Genomic DNA, 22,688 nt, shown 5'->3' on the forward strand with positions numbered 1-22,688 from the left:
CTCCCTTGATGGGCAGTGGCTGTCGCCACTGCGGTATATGTAGCCTGAGTTGGCTTAATGTAAGTTACGTGTTGGCACTTTCAGCATGGTCACTACGTACTTATCGATCAAGTGCCATGGTCAACGCAGTGCCGATGGTGATTACGAGCGGCGCGATTTGCGCAACGACTGCGTCAAGCGGTCTAGCAGCATGGCAAGAATGACCACGGCGATACCGGCTTCGAAGCCATCACCCGGGCGCAGACGTTGAATCGCGCGCCATACTTCACTGCCTAGGCCGTCGGCACCGATCATGGCGGCAATGACCACCATGGAGAGCGCGAGCATAATGGTCTGGTTAATACCGGCCATCACGGTAGGCAACGATAGCGGCAGCTGCACTTTGAAGAGTTTTTGGCCACGGGTCGCGCCATAGGCGTCGGCTGCTTCAATCAGCTCTACTGGCACTTGGCGGATACCCAGAGTGGTAAAGCGAATCGCGGGCGGCATCGAGAAAATCACCGTCGCGAAAATAGCCGAGACCGAGCCAATACCAAAAAACGGAATGGCAGGAATGAGATACACAAACGCAGGCATGGTCTGCATGAAATCCAGCATCGGCATAATTAGCCGGTAGAGCCGCTCGGAAAGCGCCGCCGCAATGCCCACCGGTAGGGCGATCACGACAGCCACTAGCGTGGCGATGACCACCAGCGTGAGCGTCTCAATCATGGGATTCCAAAGCCCCAGGTTCCAAATCAGGGCAAGCCCTGCGACGGCCCCAATCGCTAAACGTGTGCTAGCAAGCTTCCAGCACAGCAGCGCAATAATCGCCAGTAGTGCCCATTCCGGCAGCCACATTAGGCCATCATTAAGGCTGTTAATACCGGTTTGAGTAATGCGGGAAATCCCGCGTGTGACCACAGAATACTCGCTGGTGAGCCAAGTTAGGCCGCCCTCAATCCAGCTACCTAAAGGAATACGTGGAATCTCCATTACTGCTCTCCTGCTCGTGCCAGTTCATCCAAAACAGCGCCTTTCACCACAACGCCTAAAAGGCGCTGCTGCTCATCCACCACGGCAATCGGGTAGCTCTTTTCGCTAAACATGGCGAACAGGTTTTGCAGCGGCTCTTCTGGCGGCACTTTGCGGAAATCTTGGGTCAGGTGGTCAGTAATCGTCTCCGCTTTTGCCTCAATGGCACGGCTGGCAGCGTCGGCTTCTAACAGGCCTATCAATTGGCGATCACGGTCGGTTACGTAAATGGAGTCAATGCTGTGATCACGCATCCGGTGCAGCGCAGTGCGCGGGCCATCGCTGTCGCGTGCGGTGGTGCGCACTGGGCGCATGGCGCTTTCAGCGGTGAGAATGCGCGAGCGATCCACGCCTTCAATAAAGCGGCGCACATACTCATCGGCGGGCTTGGTGAGAATCTCTTCGGGCGTACCGATCTGCACGACTTCGCCATCTTTCAGCAGCACAATGCGGTCACCGATATTGAGCGCTTCATCCAGGTCGTGGGTAATGAAGACGGTCGTCTTCTGCATTTTGTTTTGCAGCTGCAGCAGCTCTTGCTGCATATCCTTACGGATGAGCGGGTCGAGCGCGGAGAACGCTTCGTCCATCAGCAGTACGCTGGCATCGTTTGCCAACGCACGGGCGAGCCCGACACGCTGCTGCATACCGCCCGAGAGCTGGTTGGGGTAGGCATCTTCCCATCCCTCCAATCCCACCTGCTTGAGCGCGTTATGGGCAATGGTGTGACGTTCCGATTTTTCGACGCCGCGAATTTCCAGGCCGAACTCTGCATTCTGCTGCACGGTGCGGTGGGGGAAGAGCGCAAAGTTTTGGAAGACCATCGAGAAATGACGGCGGCGACACTCTAATAGTGCCTTTTCTCCCAGCGTGGGGATATTTTCGCCATCAATAATGATCTCGCCTTCGGTAGTGTCAATCAGGCGGTTGAGACAGCGAATCAGGGTGGATTTACCTGAGCCGGATAGGCCCATAATCACCAGCAGCTCGCCTTCATAGACATCGAAAGAGATATTGGACAGGCCTAGTGTCTGGCCGGTTTTTTCTAATATTTCAGGGCGCTTAAGCCCCTGGTCACGAAGCTCAAGGGCTTTTTTGGGCTGTTTGCCAAATACCTTACTTAAGCCGCGTACCTGAATTTTGACAGGGCGTGTCTCGTCCATCAGCGGTGCCTTTTGATTGAATGAGCAGCCTTGTGTCGTTACTCAATGCGCATACTTGCTGCACTACTGTGCTTCCCTGCAAGCAGCGACACAAAACGGTTCATAAGTAGAAATTAAGATTATATCTAATAATTTATTACAAAATATTATACATAAATGAACAGGATGTGTCACAACGCTCCCGCCTGCAGGGCCAATTTACGCCACATGTGTCATTTTGAACCCCCTCTTTTACCTCTGTGAGGGCACTGCGTTGGCATGTTTTTTATTTTTCAAAATATTGATTTTAAACAATAAAAAAATATTAAGGCCGAGTTGGCACGAGTAGTGGATGTATCTTGGTAAGCAACTCAGATGAAAACGGAGGCAACCCCTATGGATAAGCAAGCTAACCAAACGAAAAAGCGTTCACGTGGTTTAACGCTCTGTATGTTAGCAGCGACCGTCAGCACCCTGGCACTGGCAGGTTGCGGTAACGGTGAAGAGGATATGCCCCCGGCACAGCAGCCTGAAACGCTAGAGCAGGATGCGACGTCGACAACGGCTCCTGCGCCTGAAAACGAGCCTGCCATGGCTGACCCTGCAACAGATCCGGCAATGGCTGATGATCCGATGAGCGGAGATCCAGGGTTAGGTGAAGACCCCGCGGCAACCCAAGAGCCGATGCCCGGCGAATCGCCAGCGGCAACAGACCCTGAAGAGAACCCCGGGTTTGGTGAAGGTACAGATCCCATGCCTGGCGCAAACGACACCGGTGCCGATGACGACACCAATGGCGATGAAGATGACGAGATGACTAGCGGCCAGTAGCCGTCAACGCTCCCTACGATGATAAACCGACCCAGCTGTCTGTTCCCTGCGGCTGCTCCACACGGTTTATCATCCTTTCGCCCCCGCGCCCGCGGGGGCTTTTTTTTTTGCCTTCGGCTATTTCTGCCCAGAGTAGCTGTAAGTTTTGCAAGTTGGCAGGCAGCCGCTAAGGTTAAAGAGGCGCTCGTTAATAGGATGCGCTGCCATAGCTTTTAACAAGGAAGGAGAATGACATGATGTCACGATTACGCAATACACAGTGGGTGGCGCTGCTATTTAGCGCTTTGCTAATGGCGGGTGTGCTGTCTGGTTGTGGTGATGCAGAGGAAGCACCACCCACGACAGATTCAGAGGATATGATTTCTGATGACCCCCAAGAGCCCATGGATTCCGGCCCAATGTCCAACGATGGGCAGACGACCCGAGATGCGCCTGGTGGTGTGACGGAGTAGCGTAGGATAAAGAGCGTGTAACAACGTCTACGCAGAGCTGCCGGTCGCTTAGCGGCGACCGGCATGATGCTGTTACCATCACTTCACTGCGGTGATAGTGTCACTACTCTTCGCTATCCTCTAGGCGACGGTAGAGCGTGCGGCGGGCAATCCCAAGCACCTCTGCAGTTCTGCGTTTATTACCCCCTGTCGCCTCAAGTACCTTACGGATGTAACGCTTTTCTACTTCTTCCAGACTTGGCCAGCGAGCCGGTGCTGGCGCAGGGATCTGCGTGCCGGGCAGTACTTCGCCACTGAGCGTGGGGGCAATATCGGTACCGCTTTTCTGTTGGCTGGCCTGTTCGCGTAGGCGCTCAGGCAGGTCTTGGTGCTGCAGTAGGCCCTCTTCGCTGAGGGTCACCGCACGCATAATCGCGTTTTCCAGCTCGCGTACGTTGCCAGGATAAGCGTAGTTCAACAGGCTGTTCAGCGCTTCTGGCTCAATCTGCTCAATCTGCTTGCCCTGGGCTTCCGCGTGCTTATCAATCAACGCGAACACAAGATGTTCGATATCTGTGCCGCGTTCGCGCAGCGGTGGGATCCGCAGCGAGAACGTTTCCAACCGGTAAAACAAGTCGCTGCGAAAGTTCTCTTGCTCAATCTCTTTCTCTAGATTGCGATGCGTCGCGGCGATAATGCGCACATCCACTGGCTCTTCTCGCTCGCCGCCCACCGGGCGAACGGTTTTTTCCTGCAGTGCCCGTAACAGCTTAGCCTGCAGGTTAATGGGCATTTCACCGATTTCATCAAGAAACAGGCTGCCGCCCTGAGCGCTGTGAAACAGCCCTTTTCTGGCTTCATTAGCGCCAGTAAAGGCACCTTTCACGTGGCCAAAAAACTCGCTCTCCATCAAGTCAGCGGGAATGCTGGCACAGTTCACGGGAACGAAAGGCGCGTCTTGGCGGCTGCTCTCTTGATGAATCGCGCGGGCTAACAGCTCCTTACCGGTGCCGCTTTCGCCCAGGATTAAAATAGGCGCATCGCTTTTCGCTAATCGTGAGGCGTCGTGAAACAGCGACTGCATGGCAGGGCTTTTGCCCACAATACCGTGAAAGTGACTGAGCTCTGTGTCATGGGAGAGTGATAAACGCTGGCGCTCCAGTACCCGAAAAACGGCTTCACGGATGGCATCTAAATCAAGGGGTTTGGTTAAAAAGTCGTCCGCGCCAAGCTTGAGAGCCTCTACTGCCTGATCAATCGTGCCAAACGCGGTGATGACAATAATACCTAACTCGCTGCCACTTTGGCGTAGCTGCTGAAGCAGCTGAATGCCGGTCATGCCGGGCAGCCGTACATCGGTAATCATCATGGCCACCGGTGTATGGCTAAGCAGGGCAATGGCTTCTTCTGCGCTGGGGACTCCCAGTGTGTCGTAGCCCGCGTCGTTGAGCTCTTCCTCTAATAACTCACGTATAGCGGCGTCATCTTCCACCACCAATAAAGGCAAAAGGTGTTCCTGATGGGTCACAAACGTCGTCCTCAAGCGGATGCGGTTTCACTAAGGGGCAGCGTAATCTCAAAGCCAGCGCCGCCAAGGGCGCTGTCAAATACGCCAATCGTCCCGCCGTGGTCGTTAATAATGCGGTGCACCATCGATAGCCCCAAGCCGCTGCCCTGGCCCACCGGTTTGGTGGTGAAAAAGGGGTCGAACACTTGATGATGATGCGATGTCGGTATGCCTGGCCCGTTATCTTCCACCCATACTGTCAGCTCGTCGCTGTGCGCCTGGGCGCGAACACGAATATGGCTAACGTCTGGGGCTTGGGCGGCGTTGCGTAATAAGTTGGTCAGCACCTGCACAATTTGCTGACCGTTCACTAATAGATGGGGGGTCGGGGAGGGAAGATCAATATCCAGATAGATATTTCGTGGCTCCAGCTCCTCCTCGACCAGCTCGCTGGCACTCATAATAAGCTGGTCAAGGGCTTGATGTCCTTTCTCCACGTTATGTTGCCGGCCTAATTCCATCAGTTGGCGGACGATTTCTACAATGCGCTCCACTTCGCCGCGGATTCGGCCAAGTCGGGCACGCTCGTCGTCACCTATGGTGTCCCGGCGGGCCAAGCGCTGGGCTTGGCCGTTAATCACGGTGAGCGGCGCGCCTATTTCATGGGCGACCCCGGCTGCCAGTACGCCGAGCTCTGCTAGCTTTTTGGATTTTCGTAGACGCTTTTCCAGCTCGATTTCTCGGCGTTGACGCGCGTCAATGTCGCGGTCTTTTTCGGCCATGGCATCCAGCATGCCGTTTAAGCCCGAGGCTAAACGGCGGTACTCCGTCGGGCCACCTTCTGTGGCCCGCTGGCTGCGGTCGCCATCTTCTACCAGCAACATAACGCGCAGCAGGCGGTTCAGCGGCTGCTCAATATAGTGGCGAAATCCCCACCAAATACTGAAGACGATACCCGCAGCGCCAATCACAAAGACCAGCACGGCGACGATGCTGATAAACCCGGTGTAATTCTCAATGCCGGTGTTGAGGCGGTTCACCTGCAGCACGCCTTGAACGGCACCATCCTGGGTACGCAGTGGGGTAAGGGCTGAGTAGTAGGTCCAGCCCTCTTGCTGGCGATAGCTACTGTGCAGGTCGTCACGCTCAATCACCTGCTGGATCTCTTCTGGTGTGAACAGATCTTTCCCCAACCCAAGGCCGTAAACCTCACGGCCCTGGGTATCAAAGACATACGCTCCGTAAATACGGTGAAATGAAAACGCTGACTGCAGTGCTTCTTCCAGTGGGGTGGCGCTGTCTCGGGCCACCGCGTAGCTCAGCGAGGTGCTGAGCGCGCGGGTGATAATTTCTACTTCGGTTTGCAGCTTAGAGCGAACGTTATCTTCTAACGATTTAATCGCCACCAGACTAAACACCACCAGAATCACGAACAGCGGCACGATGACCGTTAAAATGATGAGGTTACGTAATCGCATCGTGCTTCCTGGTGGTGGGTGAACGTTAGCGTTCTGTGGGCGTCAGGCGGTAAAGGCTGCCTTGGCCGCCATCGGTTAGCAAGTAAAGTGCCTCATCGGGGCCTTGGCGCACGTCGCGAATCCGCCCAAGCTCGCCCTCTAAAATCAGCTCTTCATCCGCTACTTGGCCCTCTTCAAGGGTAAGGCGCAGCAGCTTTTGGCTGCCCAGGCCACCTGCTAGCAGGCTGCCCTGCCAGGGCCCAAAGGCATCGCTGGTGACTTCGGCAAGGCCAGAGGGGGCAAAGCGCCCATCAAAACGGTACACCGGATCTTCCATGCCGGGTTTTGATTCCACGCCAATGGGCTCGTTGGTGCCGTAGTCGTTGCCTAAACTCACTTCCGGCCAGCCGTAGTTATTACCCGGCACAATTTGGTTTAGCTCATCGCCAGTACGCGGGCCGTGTTCGGTGGCCCAGGGTTCGCCATTGCTCAGCACGGTCATTCCCTGAATATTGCGATTGCCCAGGGTGTAGATTTCATCCAGCGTACTGTCGTCATCCACAAAGGGATTGTCGTCGGGGACACCGCCGGTTTCGGTCAGACGCAAAGTAGAGCCTGCGTGGTCGTCGCTTGCCTGGGCACGGGAGGGGTCTACCCCGCGGTCTCCAATGCTCATCAGCAGCGTGCCATCTTTGAGCCACGCTAAGCGGGAGCCGTAGTGGCGGCCGGGGGAGGAGGCGCGATCCTGCTCAAACAAGTGCTCAACATCGCCTAACGAATCACCTTCCCACTTCACGCGGGAGAGCGCTGAGCGACTGTTATTGCCTTCCGGCTTGCTCCAGGTGAAGTAAATCCAATCGTGCTCGCCATCGCCGAATTCAGGATGCAGCACCACGTCGAGCAGGCCACCTTGGCCGTTCTGACTCACTTGAGGCATGCCTTCCAGCACCTGCGACTGGCCATTAGCGTCAACAAGATTTAACTCACCGCTGCGCTCACTGACCAAATAGCGACCATCGGGCAGAAACGCTACCGCCCACGGGTTCGCAAAGTCATCGGCCACTCGCTCAATTGTGATTGAAAGGTGGTCGGTGCCAAGGGCGTTATGTACTACCTCCGCTTGGGCCGTCGTTGCCAGTAACAACCCGGCCAGTGAAGGTGCGACCCAGCGTTTTGCCTGTAAGCATCGCGAGCGTTGCTGTGTGATCAGCGGTTGAGAGCATCGAGTGGGCATGAGGTGTCGCGTTGGCATTATGTGTCCTCTTTTTGCACGGAATCCGAATCTTAGTCTAGCAGTGACTGCCTAAGGTGGGTGGGGTTCCCCGCCGCTACATCAGTAGCGCCAGCAATACCGGCAAGTAGATCAAGGCCATCAGGGTAGAGCAGAAGACTAAACTTGCCACGTAAGCAGGCTCACGCTGGGCGCGCTGAGCAAATAGATAGTTGAAGACAGCGACCGGCATACACATTTGCACCACTAAAATGCTCTGGGCCAGCGGTGGCAAGCCCAGCCAACCAGCTATTAACCAAGCGGTAGCGGCGGCCAGCGGAATACGAATGAGGCTAAAACCGACGCCTGAGCGCAGGCTTTTGACCTGAATACTGGCTAGTGACACCCCTAGGGTGATCAGCATGAGAGGCACAGTGAAGCCGGACATCAAATCCACTGTGTTCGCCATCCATAGCGGCAGCGCGGTCTCGGTAAGCAGCAGTGCCATGGAAATTAAAATGGCATATACCGTGGGGGTTTTAAGCAGCGTTTTGATCGGACTACCGCTGCTGTTCAGCACTGCCCCTAAGGTGAACTGAAACAGTGAGACGGTCACCATCACCGTAATGCCGTAGGCAAAGCCCGCGCTGCCGAAGGCGTACAGCACCACCGGCAGGCCCATGTTGCCGGTGTTGGGGTACATCATGGGGGCGATCAACACGCGCCAATCCCGGCGTAATAGTTTAGCAACGGCAAAACTGGCCGCCCCCATGGTTAAAATGACGAGTGCCGTCGCTAGCATCACTTGCCCAAACGTACCGGCATCAATCGTCGCCCCCGAGAGCGATGCCAAGACCAGGGCAGGGGTACCAATGTTAAAGACCAGCCGGGTAATAAAATCGACAGGGTAGGGTTGCCCAAGACGTACCCATAAAAAGCCCAATCCGGCACCCGCCAATACAGGAGCCATCACGGCGAAAAGTTCAGCGAGCATTAACGTTCCTTGACGTTTATCGGCTGCCTATTGTGGGTAATTAGGCGGCTAACTGGCAAGGCGAAAGTCTTAAGAGGCGTGAATGGCGCGTGGGCGCGTTTGCCACTCTGCCGGCACCTGATCGCGGAGAAACTCCAGTAACGCATTGACCCGACGGGAGTGGTGCCCGTAGGCGTAGAGCAGCGTGATGGGCAGCGGAGCGGGTTCCCAGCCAGGCAGGCAGTTCACTAAATCGCCAGGGTGATGGCGTTCGCGCTTTTCAACCACCCAATGAGGTAGCAGGCCGATGCCCTGGCCATAGGCAATGGCATCAATGTGAAGTGCCGTTAGGTCCACCCGCAGCCGCGAGCGGGGAGCGTTAAAGAGGTAGTCGTCGTGTTCTGGGTGATGCAGCAGTAGGCCGCTGGAGGCGGTATCCAGTAGATCGATCCAGGCGTGAGCGTCAAGCTCGCTGGGGTGCTGGGGCGTACCTGCATGGCTGAGATAGCTAGGGTTGGCATATAAGCCGCGGGTAAGATGCCCCAAGCGCTCTTGATTGAGGCCGCACTCATGGGTGGCACCTAGCCAGATATGCACGCTGTTGCTGTGCATTTTACTGGGTGGGGTTTCCCGAGTGTGCAGGGTCAACTCTACCTTAGGGTAGCGGGTTAAAAACGCATCCATCACGCCTGCCATCCAACCCCTGGCTAGCGCGCCGTGTACCTCTAACGTGACTTTACCGCTGATCTCCTCGCGAAGCTCTGCCAGCGCCTCTTGGCTATGGGCGGCCATGGCCAGCAGTTCGGTGCAGTAGCTCTGAAAGAGCAGCCCGGCCTCTGTTGGGATCAAACGGTTGGCCTGACGACGCAGCAGGGGCTGGTTCAGCCGCGCCTCGAGTTGGCTAATCCGGCGGCTTAAGGTGGATTTAGCGAGCCCGAGCTTCTGTGCGCTGCGCGTCAGGCTGCCGGTGCTCATCACCTCGGCAAAAGCGGCGAGTTCATCAAAATCGTACATAGTCGGGGCCACTGGAGAAACGGAGTTCTCCATTGTGCCATTTAATGTTGTGAATGAAAATAATTGGCATTTGTGTTCCGGTTGTTTGAACGCGCTGTCCCGCCTCTTTGTGCAAAGAGTATGCAAAAATACAAATGCTAATAATTCGTATTTGAGTGCAAGTGCTCTTTATATCAAAGGAACCCGCTATGTCTTCTCGTGTGCGCCGTTCGCTGCTGGCCAGCGTTATCTCCTCGCTTGCCTGCGGGGCAGCCGTGGCTCAAGAAACACCCAAGCTCAGTGATATCGTGGTGACAGCCTCCGGCTTTGAGCAGCACATCAGCAGTGCGCCCGCCTCCATCAGCGTCATCTCCCGCGAAGAGTTGGAGCGCGGCTACTATCAAAACGTCACCGATGCCCTGCGGGATGTGCCTGGCGTGGTGGTGACCGGCGGCGGGCGTGGCGATGGCGGCAACGATATTTCCATTCGCGGTATGCCCTCCCAGTACACGCTGATTTTGGTAGATGGCCGCCCGCAGAGCTCGCGAGAGTCGCGCCCCAACGGCGATGCGGGCTTTGAACAGGATTGGCTGCCGCCGCTGCAAGCCATTGAGCGCATCGAGGTGGTGCGCGGGCCGATGTCGACCCTGTACGGCTCGGATGCTATTGGCGGGGTGATCAACGTGATTACCCGCAAAGTGGCGGATACTTGGCACGGCAACATCCAGCTCGATACGGTGCTGCAGGAAGACAGCGCCTCCGGCGACAGCCGCCAAGCCAACTTTTACCTCAGCGGGCCGCTGGTAGGCGAGCGTTTGGGCCTACAGCTGTATGGCCGCACCTCCGAACGGGACGAGGACGATATCGAGTACGGCTACGAAGAGAAAAGCCTGCAAAGCCTCACCGCACGGCTGAGCCTCGCCGCTAGCGACAATCATGACTTCACCGCCGAAGCGGGTATTACCGAGCAAGACCGGCGCTCGCTGGTGGGGCGCTCCGGGCCGGTGGACGGCTGCCGCGGGGGCTGCACCGACAGCATTGGCGAATACACCAACACCCACGTGGCGGTGACCCACAGCGGCCGCTTCGACTGGGGCACCAGCGAAACCTTCGTGCAGCGTGAGCGCAGCGAAAACCAGTCGCGGGAGATTGAAATCACCAACACCACCGCGAAAACCAGCGCGGTGATTCCCTTGGGCATGCACATGCTCACCGTCGGCGCGAGCTGGGAAGAGGAGGCGCTGGAAGACGCCACGACTAACCAGATTTCTGATCGCAACACTATCGAAAACAGCCAGTGGGCGCTGTTTGTGGAAGATGAGTGGATGCTGACAGACGCCTGGGCACTGACCGGCGGGCTGCGCTTGGACGATGACGACAACTACGGCAGCCATCTGAGCCCGCGCCTTTACAGCGTATGGAACATGACCCCTGAATGGACCCTGAAAGGCGGCGTGTCCACCGGCTACCGTTCCCCCAATCTTCGGGAAATTACTCCGGACTGGGGGCAGGTCAGCCGTGGCGGCAACGTATACGGCAACCCGGATCTCGAACCGGAAACCTCGCTCAACAAAGAGATCGCCCTGCTGTACGGCAACGACGCAGGCCTGAACGGCAGCCTGACGCTGTTCCACAACGACTTCAAAGACAAAATTACCCGCATTGCCTGCCCCATCGATATTTGTAATGCAGGCCCGAACCAGTTTGGCAGCGACCCGACTTATCGGATCAATATCGACGACGCAGTCACCCAAGGGGTCGAGGCCAGCCTGGGCGCACCGCTAACCGACACGCTAGCGCTAACCGCCAGCTACACCTTTACCGATTCCGAACAGAAAAGCGGCGACTACGCTGGCGAGCCGTTGACCCAGCTGCCCCGCCATCAGGTGTCGGCCACGCTGGATTGGGACGTGAACGCACGGCTTAGCCAGTGGACCAAAGTGAGCTACCGGGGCGAAGAGAGCCAGCCCACCACCGGGCCGTCGCAAAGCTCGATTGTCGCGCCGTCCTACACCTTCGTGGATGCGGGTATTGGCTATCAGCTCAACGACAGCGCCACGGTGAATGCCGGTATCTACAATCTATTTGATGAGCGCATCACCTATGACGAGTACGGCTATGTGGATGATGGCCGCCGAGTATGGCTGGGCCTGAATATCGCCTTCTAAACATCACGTGAGTAGCCAAGAAGCGCGGCCACCGTTGGGTGGCCGCGTTTTTTATGTCCGCGAGCGGGGTGAGCGGCGCTCGGTGATCTTGAGCACGCTGATCATCAGCGCGGGCAGGAAGGTCACCGTGACCACCGCCGCACCCAGCAGGCCAAACAGCACAATTGCCCCCACGCCGCGATACAGCTCGGTGCCTTCGCCGGGTAAAAAGACCAGCGGCGATAGCCCGCACAGGGTGGTCAGCGTGGTGATGGCGATGGGGCGCAGGCGGGTTTGTACCGCCTGCGATACGGCCTCCTGAACGCTGAGCGTTTTATCATGCAGCCGCCGTCTGGCCTGGTCGACTACCAAAATCGGGTTATTCACTACCGTGCCCATCAGGATTAAAAAGCCCAGCATGGTAATCATATCGAAGGGCTGGCTGAGCGGTGCCACGCCGATTAACGGCAGCAGGCTGCCCACGCCGTTCATGGCGGCCAGCCCCATGATGCCGCCCACCACGCCCAGCGGTATCGAGGTTAAAATCAGCAGCGGATAGCCCCAATGGGAGAAGATCGCCACTAGCAGCAGGTAAACGATCACAATAGCAATCAGGAAGTTGGCCGTTAGCGCCTCGCGGGTGGCGTTCAGCTGGTCGCTAGCGCCGGAAATTGAAACATCCACCGTCGAGGGCAGCACGCCCTCCTGGCGCAGCCGCTCCAGCATTGCTTCGGCCTGCTCGACGCCTGCCTCTAGTGCAATGCTGGCAGGCGGAATCACGTTCAGCGTTACCGTGCGGCTGCCGTCTACCCGGCGAATCACGCTGGTATCCATGGTTTCATCGATACGCGCCACTGCCGACAGAGGCAGCGTATAGCCATCGGGGGTGTGCAGCGGCAGGTTTGGCAGCTGGTCTAATGGCAGCGACGCCTGAGGGCCATAAAGGTAAATATCGATCTTCTCATCGTCTAAAAAGAAGTCATCCACATACGCCCCTTCCCCCAGGGCAGAGACCGAAAACCCCACCGCCTCGGCAGAAATCCCCAGCTCCGCGACCCTGGCCCAGTCGGGGCGGATTTGAATCAGCGGCTGGTCGAGCGACAGCGACGAAGGCTGGCTTTGAATACGCGGATTGCCAAACTGCGCTTGGGCTTCCCGGTAGAGCGTGTTGGCCGCGCCGTACACCGTGGCTAAATCCGGGCCGGACACATCCAGGTTGATGCTGCGCGTGCCGCCATCGTTGCTGGAAATAATGGAGCCTTTTGAAGCGAAGGCACGCATGCCAGGGAAGCGCTCATAGTAGTGGGTGAGTGCCTCCATCAGCGCTTCGATATGCGCAGGGTCGACCGCTTCGGCAACGATAAAGAGCTGCGTGGGGGCCACGCGCATACTCATATAGGCTATCGGCGGCACCTCGGTATCGCCCGCTAAAAAGGCGTCAGGCTCCGCCTGCACATGGGGGAGAAAGTACGCTTCTACCTGCTCGGCAATGCTAGCCATCTCCTGCAGGCTGTAGCCAGGGGGCGGGCTCATGCGGGCAAAGGTTTTGGGCTCTTCGCCTTCGGGCAGGTACTCGGCGGGCGGCGTCAGTGCCAGTATTGTCCAGCCGCTGATCAGTAGCGTGAACACTAAAATAACCCCGCGCCGCAGCGGGGTTGCAATCAGCCGCTCCAGCAGCGCGCCCAGCCGAGAAGGGCGCTCGTTCTCTAGCGATTGAGCGTCGTCGTGCTTAGAAGCGGGATTCATTGAAAAGCTGAATCGCGAGCAGAGTGAGGGCACCAGCGTGACCGCCACCAGCATGGAAGCAAATATCGCCGCCGACACCGCGATGGCCACGTCGGAGTAGAGCTGCCCGGCCTCCTCTTCGATGAAGAGGATCGGTAAGAACACCAGAATGGTGGTGGCGGTGGAGGCGAGCGTGGCGGGCCACACCTCCTGCACGCCGCGCAGCGCCGACTCAATGCGGTCTAGCCCCTGGCGGCGGTAGCGCTCGATGTTTTCTAACACCACAATGCTGTTATCCACGCTCATGCCGATGGCAAAGGCAATGCCCGCCATGGAGATCACGTTAATGGTTCGGCCGGTCAGCATTAGCCCCAAAAACGCGGCAATGGTGCAGAACGGAATGCCGATCACGCCGATAAACGTGGCGCGAGCCGAGCGCAAAAACAGGTACATCACCAGGGTCGCGAAGGCGGCCCCCAGCAGTAGGTTGCTCCACACGTTGCTCACCGAGGCTTCTACGTAGCGCACGTCATCGGCCGTCAGCACAATCTCCATGCCTGCGGGTCGCAGAATGGTCTCGTTGATCGCTGTCAGTTCATCCTGCACCGCGTATTTGATGTCGATGACATTGGCGCCGCTCTCCCGGCGCAGGTCCATCCCAATCCCCGCTTCGCCGTTGTAGAACGACAGCTGATTAAGCCGCGACTGCCCTTGGCGCACGTCTGCCACATCGGCCAGCCGCACGATGCTATCGCCCTCGCGGGCCACCACCAGCTGTGCCAGCGCCTCGGCGCTATCAAACCGGCCCAACGTGCGCACCAGGTAACGCCGTTTTCCCGCATCCAGCTCGCCGCCGGAGATATCCCGGTTGCGCTGGGTAATCGCTTCGCGCAGCTCCAGCAGCGAGACACCGCGCTGGGCGAGTGCCGCAGGGTCGACCAAAATTTGCAGCTGGCGCTGGGCGCCGCCGTTCACGCCGACTTCCGAGACCCCTTCAATGCCTTCCAAGCGCGGGCGCACGCGGTCTTCGATGAAGTCGCTCATCAGTTGGATATCCAGCGCCTTGGGGTTGCCGGGCAGGGTGCCGACGTGAAAACGCAAAAACGCATCGGTGGAGAACGCGGCCGACACCACCCGGGGCTGGTCGACGTTATTGGGGTAGGAGGAGACCTGGCTTAAGGCGTTGTTCACTTGGATCAGCGCGGCGGTCATGTCCACGCTGAACGGAAACTCCAGCTCGATCTCCGCGCTGCCGCTTTCCGCTACCGCCGTCATGCGGGTGAGGTTGGGCACGTTGCGCAGGTACTGCTCCTGCTCTACCAGAATCTCTTTTTCGATATCCTGGGGCGTCGCGCCCGCCCAACGCGTTTCCACGGTAATGGTGCGCGCTTCAATATCAGGAATCATCTGCACCGGAATGCGCAGCGTCGCGGCGATGCCCAGCAGCAGGAAAATCAGCGCAATCACGGTCACCAGCGTGTGCTGGCGCAGCAGGGCAGCAAACATTATTCGCCACCCTCCGAGACGGCTTCAACGTTGACGCCTTCTACCAAGGATTCATTGCCGCGAACCACCACCTGCTCGCTGCCGGATAGCCCGCTGGTGATTTCGACGCGTTCAGCGAAGTTGATGCCGACCTCGACCCTTTGTTCGCGCACCTGGTACGTGCCGCTGTCGTCAGGCGTGGCGACCCACACCGTGACCCGGCCATCAGGGTAGCGGCTGAGCGCATCTCGGGAGACGGTGATACCATCGCGCCCGGTGGCGGCTTTCACCACGGCGTCGACCGCATTGCCAGGGTAAAGTGGCAGCGCTTCGGGTACTTCGGCGCGCAGCAAAAACGTTCGCGCACTAGAGGCGCTGACTGGCACCAGAGTGGCGATGCGGGCTTCAGCGCTCTGCTCGCCTGCTGTCAGGGTGAGTGTGGCGTTCTCCTCCAAGGCGGTATAGAACGCTTCGGGCACCTGCAAATCGGCGCGCAGTGCGTTGAGATTGACCAAACGGGCAACGCTACCGCCCGGTGTGACCCACTCGCCCAGGTTGACGCTTCGCTCGCTGACCACACCGCTGAACGGCGCGGTAACCGTGTGGCGCTCTAATAGTGCATTGAGCCGTGACTGTTCGGCGTTCAGGCGAGAAAGCGCTGCGTTGGCGACGCTCACCGCGCTGCGCCGGGCGCTCACTTCCGTAGCGGCAATGTTGCGCCCAGCCCCTACGGATTCCGCCTCCCGCAGCAGCCGCTGCGCTTCGCTAAGCGCGGCCCGGGCTTCCTCTTCTGCCGCTTGCGCCCCAGCTAGCTCAAAGCGTGCCAAATCATCATCCAGCGCCACCAGCGTGTCGCCTGTATCAACCCGGTCGCCAGGGTTCACGTTAATCGCCGCGACCAGCCCCGCCACCGACGAGGAGAGCAGCGCATCCTCCAGGGAGTTCACCGTGCCGACTATATTAAGTTCTTGATAAATGGGCTCGCGGTTCACGCTGGCCAGTTCCACCCGAGGAGCGGATTGAGCCAGTGCGGTGCTGGCGAAGAGTGAGCAGGCCAGTATCAGTAAAAAAGCAAGAGAGCGGGCAAGCGGAGGCACCGTCATAACAGGCTGTTTCCTAGCATTAGTGAAGGTGGGTGAGAGCGTCAGTAGGTAAGGAGTACGCGCACTGCTCATACTACCCAAGCGAATGCGTTTAAATAGATTAAAACCATGAATCGCTACCATAGCGGGAAGCTACTGCGGTGGACGCTTTATACAAAAGCACGTCATAAAAAACCCCGGCGCAAGGCCGGGGCAGCAAGTCAGCATTGAAACAGTCAGCAGAAACCTTACACGTTAGAAATCGTAAGTGGCGGAGAGCCAGAAGCTGCGGCCATCCAGCGCCACGCCGTCGGTGGAACGGCCGGTTTGAGTAAAACGGTAGGCCAGCAGCGTGTCGCCGTTGTGTACGAAGGTATCCGCACCGGTGAAGTCTTTATCAAACAGGTTGTAGATGGTGCCGGTCAGGCGCACGTTGTCGCTGAAGCGGTAGGAGCTACGTAGGTTGAACAGCTCGTAACCATCCAGCTTGTTGCCCAACTGCTCGACGAGTGAGGCGGATTCTCCGCTGATATCACCGACAAAACGCTCGCGGGAAGAGTAGTACTCACCTTCCAGCGTGGTGCTCCAGCGGTCGTTGATCGCCCAGGTGAGGTCGGCAGTCAGCTTGTGATCAGGCGTATTGGTGAGGACTTGGCCTTCATTAGCGCCCGAGGTGATTTCGGAATCGGTGAAGGTATACCCACCGCTAACACGCCACGCCGGGGCGAGCTGGTAGCTGGCATTTAGCTCGACGCCGCGGGTTTCCGCTTCATCAATATTGGTCAGCTGGCCAAAGCTCTCCTGCTGGGTAAAGTTGCCAACGCTCAGGCAGTTCGCTAGCCCGGCGTTCGGCGTATTGCCGTTGCTGTCGACGAATTGGCAGTTAGGAATATCGGCCGCATCGGCGATACGGTCGGTGAACCGGTTGTAGAACACCGTGGCACCCGCCGAGAAACCGCTTTGGTTATCGTAGATAGCGCCAATTTCATAGTTGGTGCTCTTCTCGGGCTCTAGCGTTGGCGAGCCAAGTGTCACGCTACGTCCCTGGGCAGTGAAACCCGTCACGCCATCATGGAGATCGTTGAGTGACGGTGTCTTATAACCACGGCTCACGCCCCCTTTCAATGTCCAATTAGGCGTAGTGTTCCATACCAAATAGCTGCGTGGGCTAAAGTGACCTCCGAAAGCATCATGGTGCTCATAGCGGCCACCCAGCGTCAGCGCTAGATCGTCGCGCAGTAACCACTCATCTTCGGCAAACAGCGCCCAGCTGGTTTGTTCAAAAGGTTGGTTACCTGCAGCGCCATCTTCTAATTTAGCATCGATATATTGGCCGCCGACGGTGGCGATATGGTCGCCGATGGGGGCAACGAACTTGGTATCGACGATAATGTCGCGGTTTTCTAACAGCCGATCTTCACCGCCTTGTGCCTCGTAACCATATTCAGGCGCACTGCCCGCCGGCAGCGTGCGGCCAAGGGTTTCGGTGACGTTGCGCGTTACGCTGCTTTCCCAGGTGCCCGCGCTGTAGTGGCCGGTGTGGCCAATCGCAATTTGGTCGCGATTGAAGCGCTGTTCATCGTCATAGCCAAAGATACGCGCAGGAGTGTCTAGATTGCCTAGACGACCATCGCTGTTGTCATAGGTCTGGCGTGCACGTTCGGCGTCTAGCCAGAACTCATTGTTTTCGTCTGGCGTTACATTTAAGCGCCCGCCGATGGAGTAAATGCGCGCCTCTGAAGGGCGCGGGTCGCGGCCTGTGCTGTTTTCGATCATCCGCTCGGAGCTATCGCGGTCAAACAGGCGGCCACGTACCTGTAGGCCAACGGTGTCTTCCACCAGCGGCCCGGCGCTGTAAAGGTTAATCGCCGAACTGTTGCCCGCATCGCGATCTTCCTGAAAGGTATTTTCAACGCTCACCGAGCCTGCCCAGTCTTCGCCAATGCGGCGAGTAATGATGTTGATGACCCCGCCCATGGCGTCAGAGCCATACAGCGTCGACATCGGGCCACGAATCACTTCAATACGTTCAATGGCAGAGAGCGGCGGCATAAAGCTGGTAGACGTTTCGCCAAAGCCATTCGGCGTGACGCTACCGGAGGTGTTCTGGCGACGGCCATCAATCAAAATCAGCGTGTAGTCGCTGGGCATGCCACGGATAGAGATGTTCAAACCACCGGTTTTGCCCGTGCCTGCACGCACATCGACGCCCGGAACATCGGCAATCGCTTCGGCGATGTTGGAGAACTGTTTTTGCTCCAGCTCTTCACGGGTGACCACGGCAATACTCGCAGGGGCATTGTTCAGCGTTTGCTCATAACCGGCAGCGGTAACCACCATATTGTTAAGCTGGGTGCTGTTCTGGGTGGCCTCCTGGGCATGAACAGTCGCAGTAACGCTGAGCGCGATGGCACTGGCGAGGGCGGTGCGAGTAAAGCGTGGCATGGCGATCCCCTGATATGAGTATTGTTTACCAATGAAACTGATTATCAAATGAGTTGCGGATTCTAAGAAGAAAAGTTCCCACTTGCGAGATTGTTTTATCGAACATGGTGTTGCTGTTTTTGGAACGCTGAAAGTCATAGGAGGCAGCTTGTACAAGCAGTTAGGGCGCTAATTATATTGGCGGCGTTCAAGGTTGCAGTTTTTGCAACATGCTATTCGTTGGAATATGGGTGCAACTGCTTTTGAGAATCGTTACTATTACTGCGGCGATTAATCAGGAGAGGCTCATATGCGACACACGTTACTACAGCGCGGTTTACTGGGGATGCTGATAAGCGGCTTATTGGTGGGCACCGCCCAGGCGCGCACGCTGGAGACGGCTTACGGCGACGTTGAGGTTGTTGACCACCCGGAGCGTGTAGTGACGCTGTATGAAGGCGCGTTGGATGCAGCGCTGGCGGCAGGCGTGACCCCGGTAGGGGCGGTGACCACCCGTGGCGGCGACAACGTGGCGGAATACGTGACCGACTACCTCCATGCGAACGAGCTCGAACACCCTGAGATTGTAGGCGTTGTGCGAGAAATTAATATTGAGGCAGTGCTGGCCCAGCAGCCGGACCTGATTTTAGCCGCAGCACAGCTGCCGGAGGAGCAGTATCAGCTGCTATCGCAAATTGCGCCTACCGTGGTTCCCCACACTCAACCGCTGGCGGCAGATAACTGGGAAGCCGAAGCGCGTCTGTTCGGCCAGGCCCTGAACCAAGAAGAGGCGATTGAAGAGGCGATGGCTGCGGTTGACCTGCGTGCCGCTGAACTGGCGGCAGCGATTGCCGCGGCCGATGTCGGTGGCACTGCCTTTTTAGCGCGCTGGATGCCCAGTGGCCCGATGGTGATGTCGACGCAACTGATCGCCACCGGCTTGTTAGAGAAGGTCGGGCTTGATGTACAAGATGCGGGCCTTATCAAAGCAGACAGCGCTCACAGCGACGTATTAAGCCTTGAAAACCTTTCCCAAGTAGACGGCGATTGGCTGTTCTTGGCTACGCTCAATGATGACGGCCAAGCAGCCCTGGAGAGCGCCAAACAGAGCGCCGCCTTCAACCGCTTGAACGTGGTACAGAGTGAGCGGGTGGTGCCGGTAAACGGACAGCTCTGGAGCAGTGCCAACGGCCCGTTGGCGGCTCAGGCGATTCTGGATGACATCGAGAATGCGTTATTGCCGTGATGCTACTTACCAAGGCAGGGAGTAGCGCCAGGTGGCGCTGTTCATCCCGACACTGGATGCTGATTCTGCTCACCGCCCTTGTGGCGGTGAGCGTCGTTAGTTTGTTGATAGGCGCAGGCAGCGTAGGCCCCCGCCAAGTGTTAGGGCTGATAAGCGGTAGTGATCACGCGGAAGCGCGTTTTATCGTCTGGGAGCTGCGCGCGCCCCGCACGCTCATTGGCATTGCCGTTGGCGTGGCGCTGGGCGTGGCGGGGGCGCTGCTACAGGCCGTTTCCCGCAACCCGCTGGCCGAGCCGGGCTTGTTGGGCGTGAGCGCAGGCGCTGCGTTTGCCGTTTCCCTGGCGCTGGTGTTAGGGGCCAGCGCGGCCACGTTGCGCATTCCCGTAGCCCAGTTAGGGGCGCTCATCGGCTGTGTGTGCGTGCTCAGCGTGGCTCGGCTGCGCGGTGTGGGGAATGACCCGGTGCGCTTAGTGTTAGCGGGGGCCGCGTTTTCGGGGCTGCTCGGTTCACTCAGCGCTCTGATGCTGCTTTACGACCAGCGTGCCGCCGATGAGATTCGCTTTTGGGTGGTAGGCAGCTTGGCCGGTAGGCGGTTAGACGATTTGTGGGCCGTGCTGCCCAGCCTGTTGGTAGCAGGGGCGGGCGTTGTATTGATTGCCCGGCCGCTGGCCGCGCTGGCGCTGGGGGAGCGGGCCGCGAGCGGTTTAGGGCACCGTCCTGGGCTGATTCGCTGGTTGGCCGTTGGCTGTGTGGCGCTATTAGTCGGTGCGGCCACCGCTATTGCGGGGCCGATTGCGTTTGTGGGGCTGGTGGTGCCGTTTGTGGCCAGGGCTATCGCCGGGCCGGATATTCGCCGCACGCTCTGGTTCTGCCTGCCCGTCGGCCCGCTGATCGTACTCACCGCCGATATTATCTCCCGTGTCGTCGTCGCCCCTTCCGAGCTGCCCTTGGGCGTACTCACCGCGCTATGCGGTGCGCCGGTGCTGATTGCGGTGGTGCGGGCCAAGCGCCTGCCCATGCTCTAACGCACTCTCTTTGGTTATCTGATGCTATGAAAAACACGGCAAAACAGTCGCTCAGCGGGGTGGCACTGCCCCACACATCCACCGCTTATCATGAAGAGGCGAGTGCCCAAGCGGTCGCGGCTCCGCAGGGCTACTGGCGCGCCGCGCTGCCTCGTTATGGGGTGAGCGTGCTGCTGGAAAAGCGCGCTTTGGTAGTAAATATAGGGTTGAGCGCCGCGCTGCTGGCAGCCTGCGTGCTCTATTTAAGCCTGGGCAGCGTGACGCTTTCCCCGAATGCGGTGGTGGCTTCCTTAGTGGGGCGGGGCGATAGCATGACGACGTTTATGGTGCAGCAGCTGCGCCTGCCGCGCCTGATCGCCGCCTGTTTTACCGGGGCTGCGTTTGCGCTGGCTGGGGTATTAATGCAAACCCTAGCCCGTAACCGCTTGGCGACCCCGGGCATTATCGGCATTGATAACGGTGCCACCGCCTTTGCGGTGGCCTCGATTGTTGGGTTAGGCGTAGGGATTGCCCCGCCTGCCATGGCGCTGGCGGGGGCGACCACCGCCGCGGTACTCACTTTTGGCTTGGCCTCAGGCAGCGGCACCCAGGGCTATCGCTTTATTGTGGCGGGCATTGGCGTGGGCGCGGTTTTTGGCGCGGTTACACAGCTGATGTTGGCGCGGGTAGCGATTGATACCGCCAACGCTGCCTACCCCTGGACCGTTGGTTCCCTCAATGCCCGCCCGGCAAGCGCGGTACAGCTATTGGGTATTGGCTTAGCGCTTGGGCTGGTGGCCGCGCTGGCGCTGGCCCGCTCGCTCACGCTGCTGCGCTTTAAGGATGCCATCGCCAGTGGCTTAGGCACCGCTGTGAAAGTGGGGCGGCTGCAGGTGCTGTTACTGTCAGTAGTGCTCACCGCGCTGGCCGTTGCCGTGGCGGGGCCGGTGGGCTTGGTGGCGCTGATCGGACCTGAAATTGCCCGCTCGCTCTCTAGCGCCCGCCATGTACCCATTTTAGCCGCCACGCTGGCGGGTGCCCTGGTGATGGTGTTAGCCGATTTAGCGGGCCGCACGCTGTTTGCCCCTATCGAGATTCCCGTGGGGGTTGTTACCGCCGTAGTGGGTGGCCCCTGGCTACTCTGGATATTAATGCGCCCGCAACGGAGCCGCCCATGACCTCATTACCCACGCTTTCCACCGATGCGCTCAGCATGAGCTACGGCCAGCGCCAAGTGATTCACGAACTCGGCGTTAGCCTGCCCAGCGGGCAAGTAACCGTCATTGTTGGCCCCAACGGCTGCGGTAAATCCACGCTGCTCTCTGGGCTGGCCCGCTTGCATAAACCCGACAGCGGTGCCGTGCTGCTCAACGGCCACGACATCGCCCAGATGCCCGCCCGCCAACTTGCCACCAAGCTGGCGCTACTGCCGCAAGAAGCGGTCGCTCCGGAAGGGCTGACCGTCACCGAACTGATTCGCTTTGGCCGCCAGCCCCACCAGGGCTGGCTGCGCCAGTGGTCAGCGGAAGATCAGCAGGTGGTGCACTACGCCCTGGCCGCTGCCGGGCTTGAGGCGCTTGCCGACCGGCCTTTGGAAGCGCTTTCCGGCGGCCAGCGCCAGCGCGCCTGGATCGCCATGACCATCGCTCAGCAAACGCCGCTTTTACTACTCGACGAGCCCACCTCCGCGTTAGACTTAGGCCATCAAATAGAGGTGTTCGAGCTGGTGCGCGACCTGGCCTACCAGGGCCGCACGGTGGTGATGGTGCTGCACGACCTTGCCAGCGCCTGCCGCTACGCCGACCACCTGATTGCCATGCGCGACGGGCAAATTGTTGCCCAGGGTGCGCCATCAGAGGTGGTCACGCCTGCGCTGGTGCGGGAGCTGTATCAGGTGGAGTGCACGCTGCTGCTTGACCCCGATACCGGCAGCCCTTTGCTCGCCAACGTGCGGCGGGCGAGCCAACCCTCGTAACGTGTTGACGGTTAACCACCCTAGATAACAACGTAAAAGGAA

General features: G+C 58.6%; 17 protein-coding genes. 7 read left to right on the plus strand and 10 right to left on the minus strand.

Annotated features, from left to right (window positions below):
• Positions 1–141: 141 nt before the first annotated feature.
• A complete protein-coding gene (locus tag IEW65_RS09155; protein ID WP_188639173.1) occupies positions 142–975 on the minus strand; it encodes an ABC transporter permease in 834 nt (277 codons plus the stop codon).
• On the minus strand, positions 975–2,177 hold the full coding sequence (locus IEW65_RS09160) for a quaternary amine ABC transporter ATP-binding protein (protein WP_188639174.1): 1,203 nt from the start codon (positions 2,175–2,177) through the stop codon (positions 975–977). Before IEW65_RS09160 ends, IEW65_RS09155 begins: the two co-directional genes overlap by 1 nt.
• 375 nt (positions 2,178–2,552) lie before the next feature.
• Between IEW65_RS09160 and IEW65_RS09165 the strand changes: the two genes are divergently transcribed.
• The gene (locus IEW65_RS09165; RefSeq protein WP_188639175.1) at positions 2,553–2,987 is read left to right on the plus strand and encodes a hypothetical protein; all 435 of its coding nucleotides are present in this window, start codon (positions 2,553–2,555) and stop codon (positions 2,985–2,987) included.
• 233 nt (positions 2,988–3,220) lie between these two features.
• Positions 3,221–3,439, plus strand: coding sequence for a hypothetical protein (locus IEW65_RS09170; protein WP_188639176.1), 219 nt, complete (start codon positions 3,221–3,223; stop codon positions 3,437–3,439).
• A gap of 103 nt (positions 3,440–3,542) precedes the next feature.
• Here the strand turns inward: IEW65_RS09170 and IEW65_RS09175 are convergent, their stop codons facing one another.
• From IEW65_RS09175 to IEW65_RS09195, 5 genes are all read right to left on the minus strand, one after another.
• On the minus strand, positions 3,543–4,946 hold the full coding sequence (locus tag IEW65_RS09175; RefSeq protein WP_188639177.1) for a sigma-54-dependent transcriptional regulator: 1,404 nt from the start codon (positions 4,944–4,946) through the stop codon (positions 3,543–3,545).
• Between the two features lie 11 nt (positions 4,947–4,957).
• On the minus strand, positions 4,958–6,403 hold the full coding sequence (locus IEW65_RS09180; protein WP_188639178.1) for a sensor histidine kinase: 1,446 nt from the start codon (positions 6,401–6,403) through the stop codon (positions 4,958–4,960).
• 25 nt (positions 6,404–6,428) lie between these two features.
• Positions 6,429–7,616: a PQQ-dependent sugar dehydrogenase gene (locus IEW65_RS09185; RefSeq protein WP_188639179.1), complete on the minus strand. Its 1,188-nt coding sequence runs from the start codon at positions 7,614–7,616 to the stop codon at positions 6,429–6,431.
• A 94-nt stretch (positions 7,617–7,710) separates the two neighbouring features.
• Entirely contained in the window at positions 7,711–8,586 is an 876-nt protein-coding gene (locus tag IEW65_RS09190) for an AEC family transporter (protein ID WP_188639180.1), read from the minus strand.
• A 69-nt stretch (positions 8,587–8,655) separates the two neighbouring features.
• Positions 8,656–9,579 carry a LysR family transcriptional regulator gene (locus tag IEW65_RS09195; RefSeq protein WP_188639181.1) on the minus strand — a complete coding sequence of 308 codons (924 nt, stop codon included), beginning with the start codon at positions 9,577–9,579 and terminating at the stop codon, positions 8,656–8,658.
• 188 nt (positions 9,580–9,767) lie between these two features.
• Here IEW65_RS09195 and IEW65_RS09200 point away from each other — a divergent pair, with 188 nt between their 5' ends.
• Positions 9,768–11,726, plus strand: coding sequence for a ligand-gated channel protein (locus IEW65_RS09200; RefSeq protein WP_188639182.1), 1,959 nt, complete (start codon positions 9,768–9,770; stop codon positions 11,724–11,726).
• A 51-nt stretch (positions 11,727–11,777) separates the two neighbouring features.
• Here IEW65_RS09200 and IEW65_RS09205 read toward each other — a convergent pair whose 3' ends face one another.
• From IEW65_RS09205 to IEW65_RS09215, 3 genes are all read right to left on the minus strand, one after another.
• Positions 11,778–14,936 carry an efflux RND transporter permease subunit gene (locus IEW65_RS09205; RefSeq protein ID WP_188639183.1) on the minus strand — a complete coding sequence of 1,053 codons (3,159 nt, stop codon included), beginning with the start codon at positions 14,934–14,936 and terminating at the stop codon, positions 11,778–11,780.
• Entirely contained in the window at positions 14,936–16,018 is a 1,083-nt protein-coding gene (locus IEW65_RS09210; RefSeq protein WP_188639184.1) for an efflux RND transporter periplasmic adaptor subunit, read from the minus strand. Before IEW65_RS09210 ends, IEW65_RS09205 begins: the two co-directional genes overlap by 1 nt.
• A gap of 234 nt (positions 16,019–16,252) precedes the next feature.
• The gene (locus IEW65_RS09215; RefSeq protein ID WP_188639185.1) at positions 16,253–18,442 is read right to left on the minus strand and encodes a TonB-dependent receptor domain-containing protein; all 2,190 of its coding nucleotides are present in this window, start codon (positions 18,440–18,442) and stop codon (positions 16,253–16,255) included.
• 289 nt (positions 18,443–18,731) lie between these two features.
• Here IEW65_RS09215 and IEW65_RS09220 point away from each other — a divergent pair, with 289 nt between their 5' ends.
• From IEW65_RS09220 to IEW65_RS09235, 4 genes are read left to right on the plus strand one after another with little or no spacing between them, the layout of a single operon-like run.
• Entirely contained in the window at positions 18,732–19,667 is a 936-nt protein-coding gene (locus IEW65_RS09220; RefSeq protein ID WP_188639186.1) for an ABC transporter substrate-binding protein, read from the plus strand.
• A gap of 56 nt (positions 19,668–19,723) precedes the next feature.
• Entirely contained in the window at positions 19,724–20,692 is a 969-nt protein-coding gene (locus IEW65_RS09225) for a FecCD family ABC transporter permease (RefSeq protein WP_188639457.1), read from the plus strand.
• A gap of 26 nt (positions 20,693–20,718) precedes the next feature.
• On the plus strand, positions 20,719–21,849 hold the full coding sequence (locus tag IEW65_RS09230; protein ID WP_188639187.1) for a FecCD family ABC transporter permease: 1,131 nt from the start codon (positions 20,719–20,721) through the stop codon (positions 21,847–21,849).
• Positions 21,846–22,646 carry an ABC transporter ATP-binding protein gene (locus IEW65_RS09235; protein WP_188639188.1) on the plus strand — a complete coding sequence of 267 codons (801 nt, stop codon included), beginning with the start codon at positions 21,846–21,848 and terminating at the stop codon, positions 22,644–22,646. Before IEW65_RS09230 ends, IEW65_RS09235 begins: the two co-directional genes overlap by 4 nt.
• Positions 22,647–22,688: the final 42 nt, after the last annotated feature.

This window comes from Vreelandella lutescens, assembly GCF_014640815.1.
Classification (GTDB): domain Bacteria; phylum Pseudomonadota; class Gammaproteobacteria; order Pseudomonadales; family Halomonadaceae; genus Vreelandella; species Vreelandella lutescens.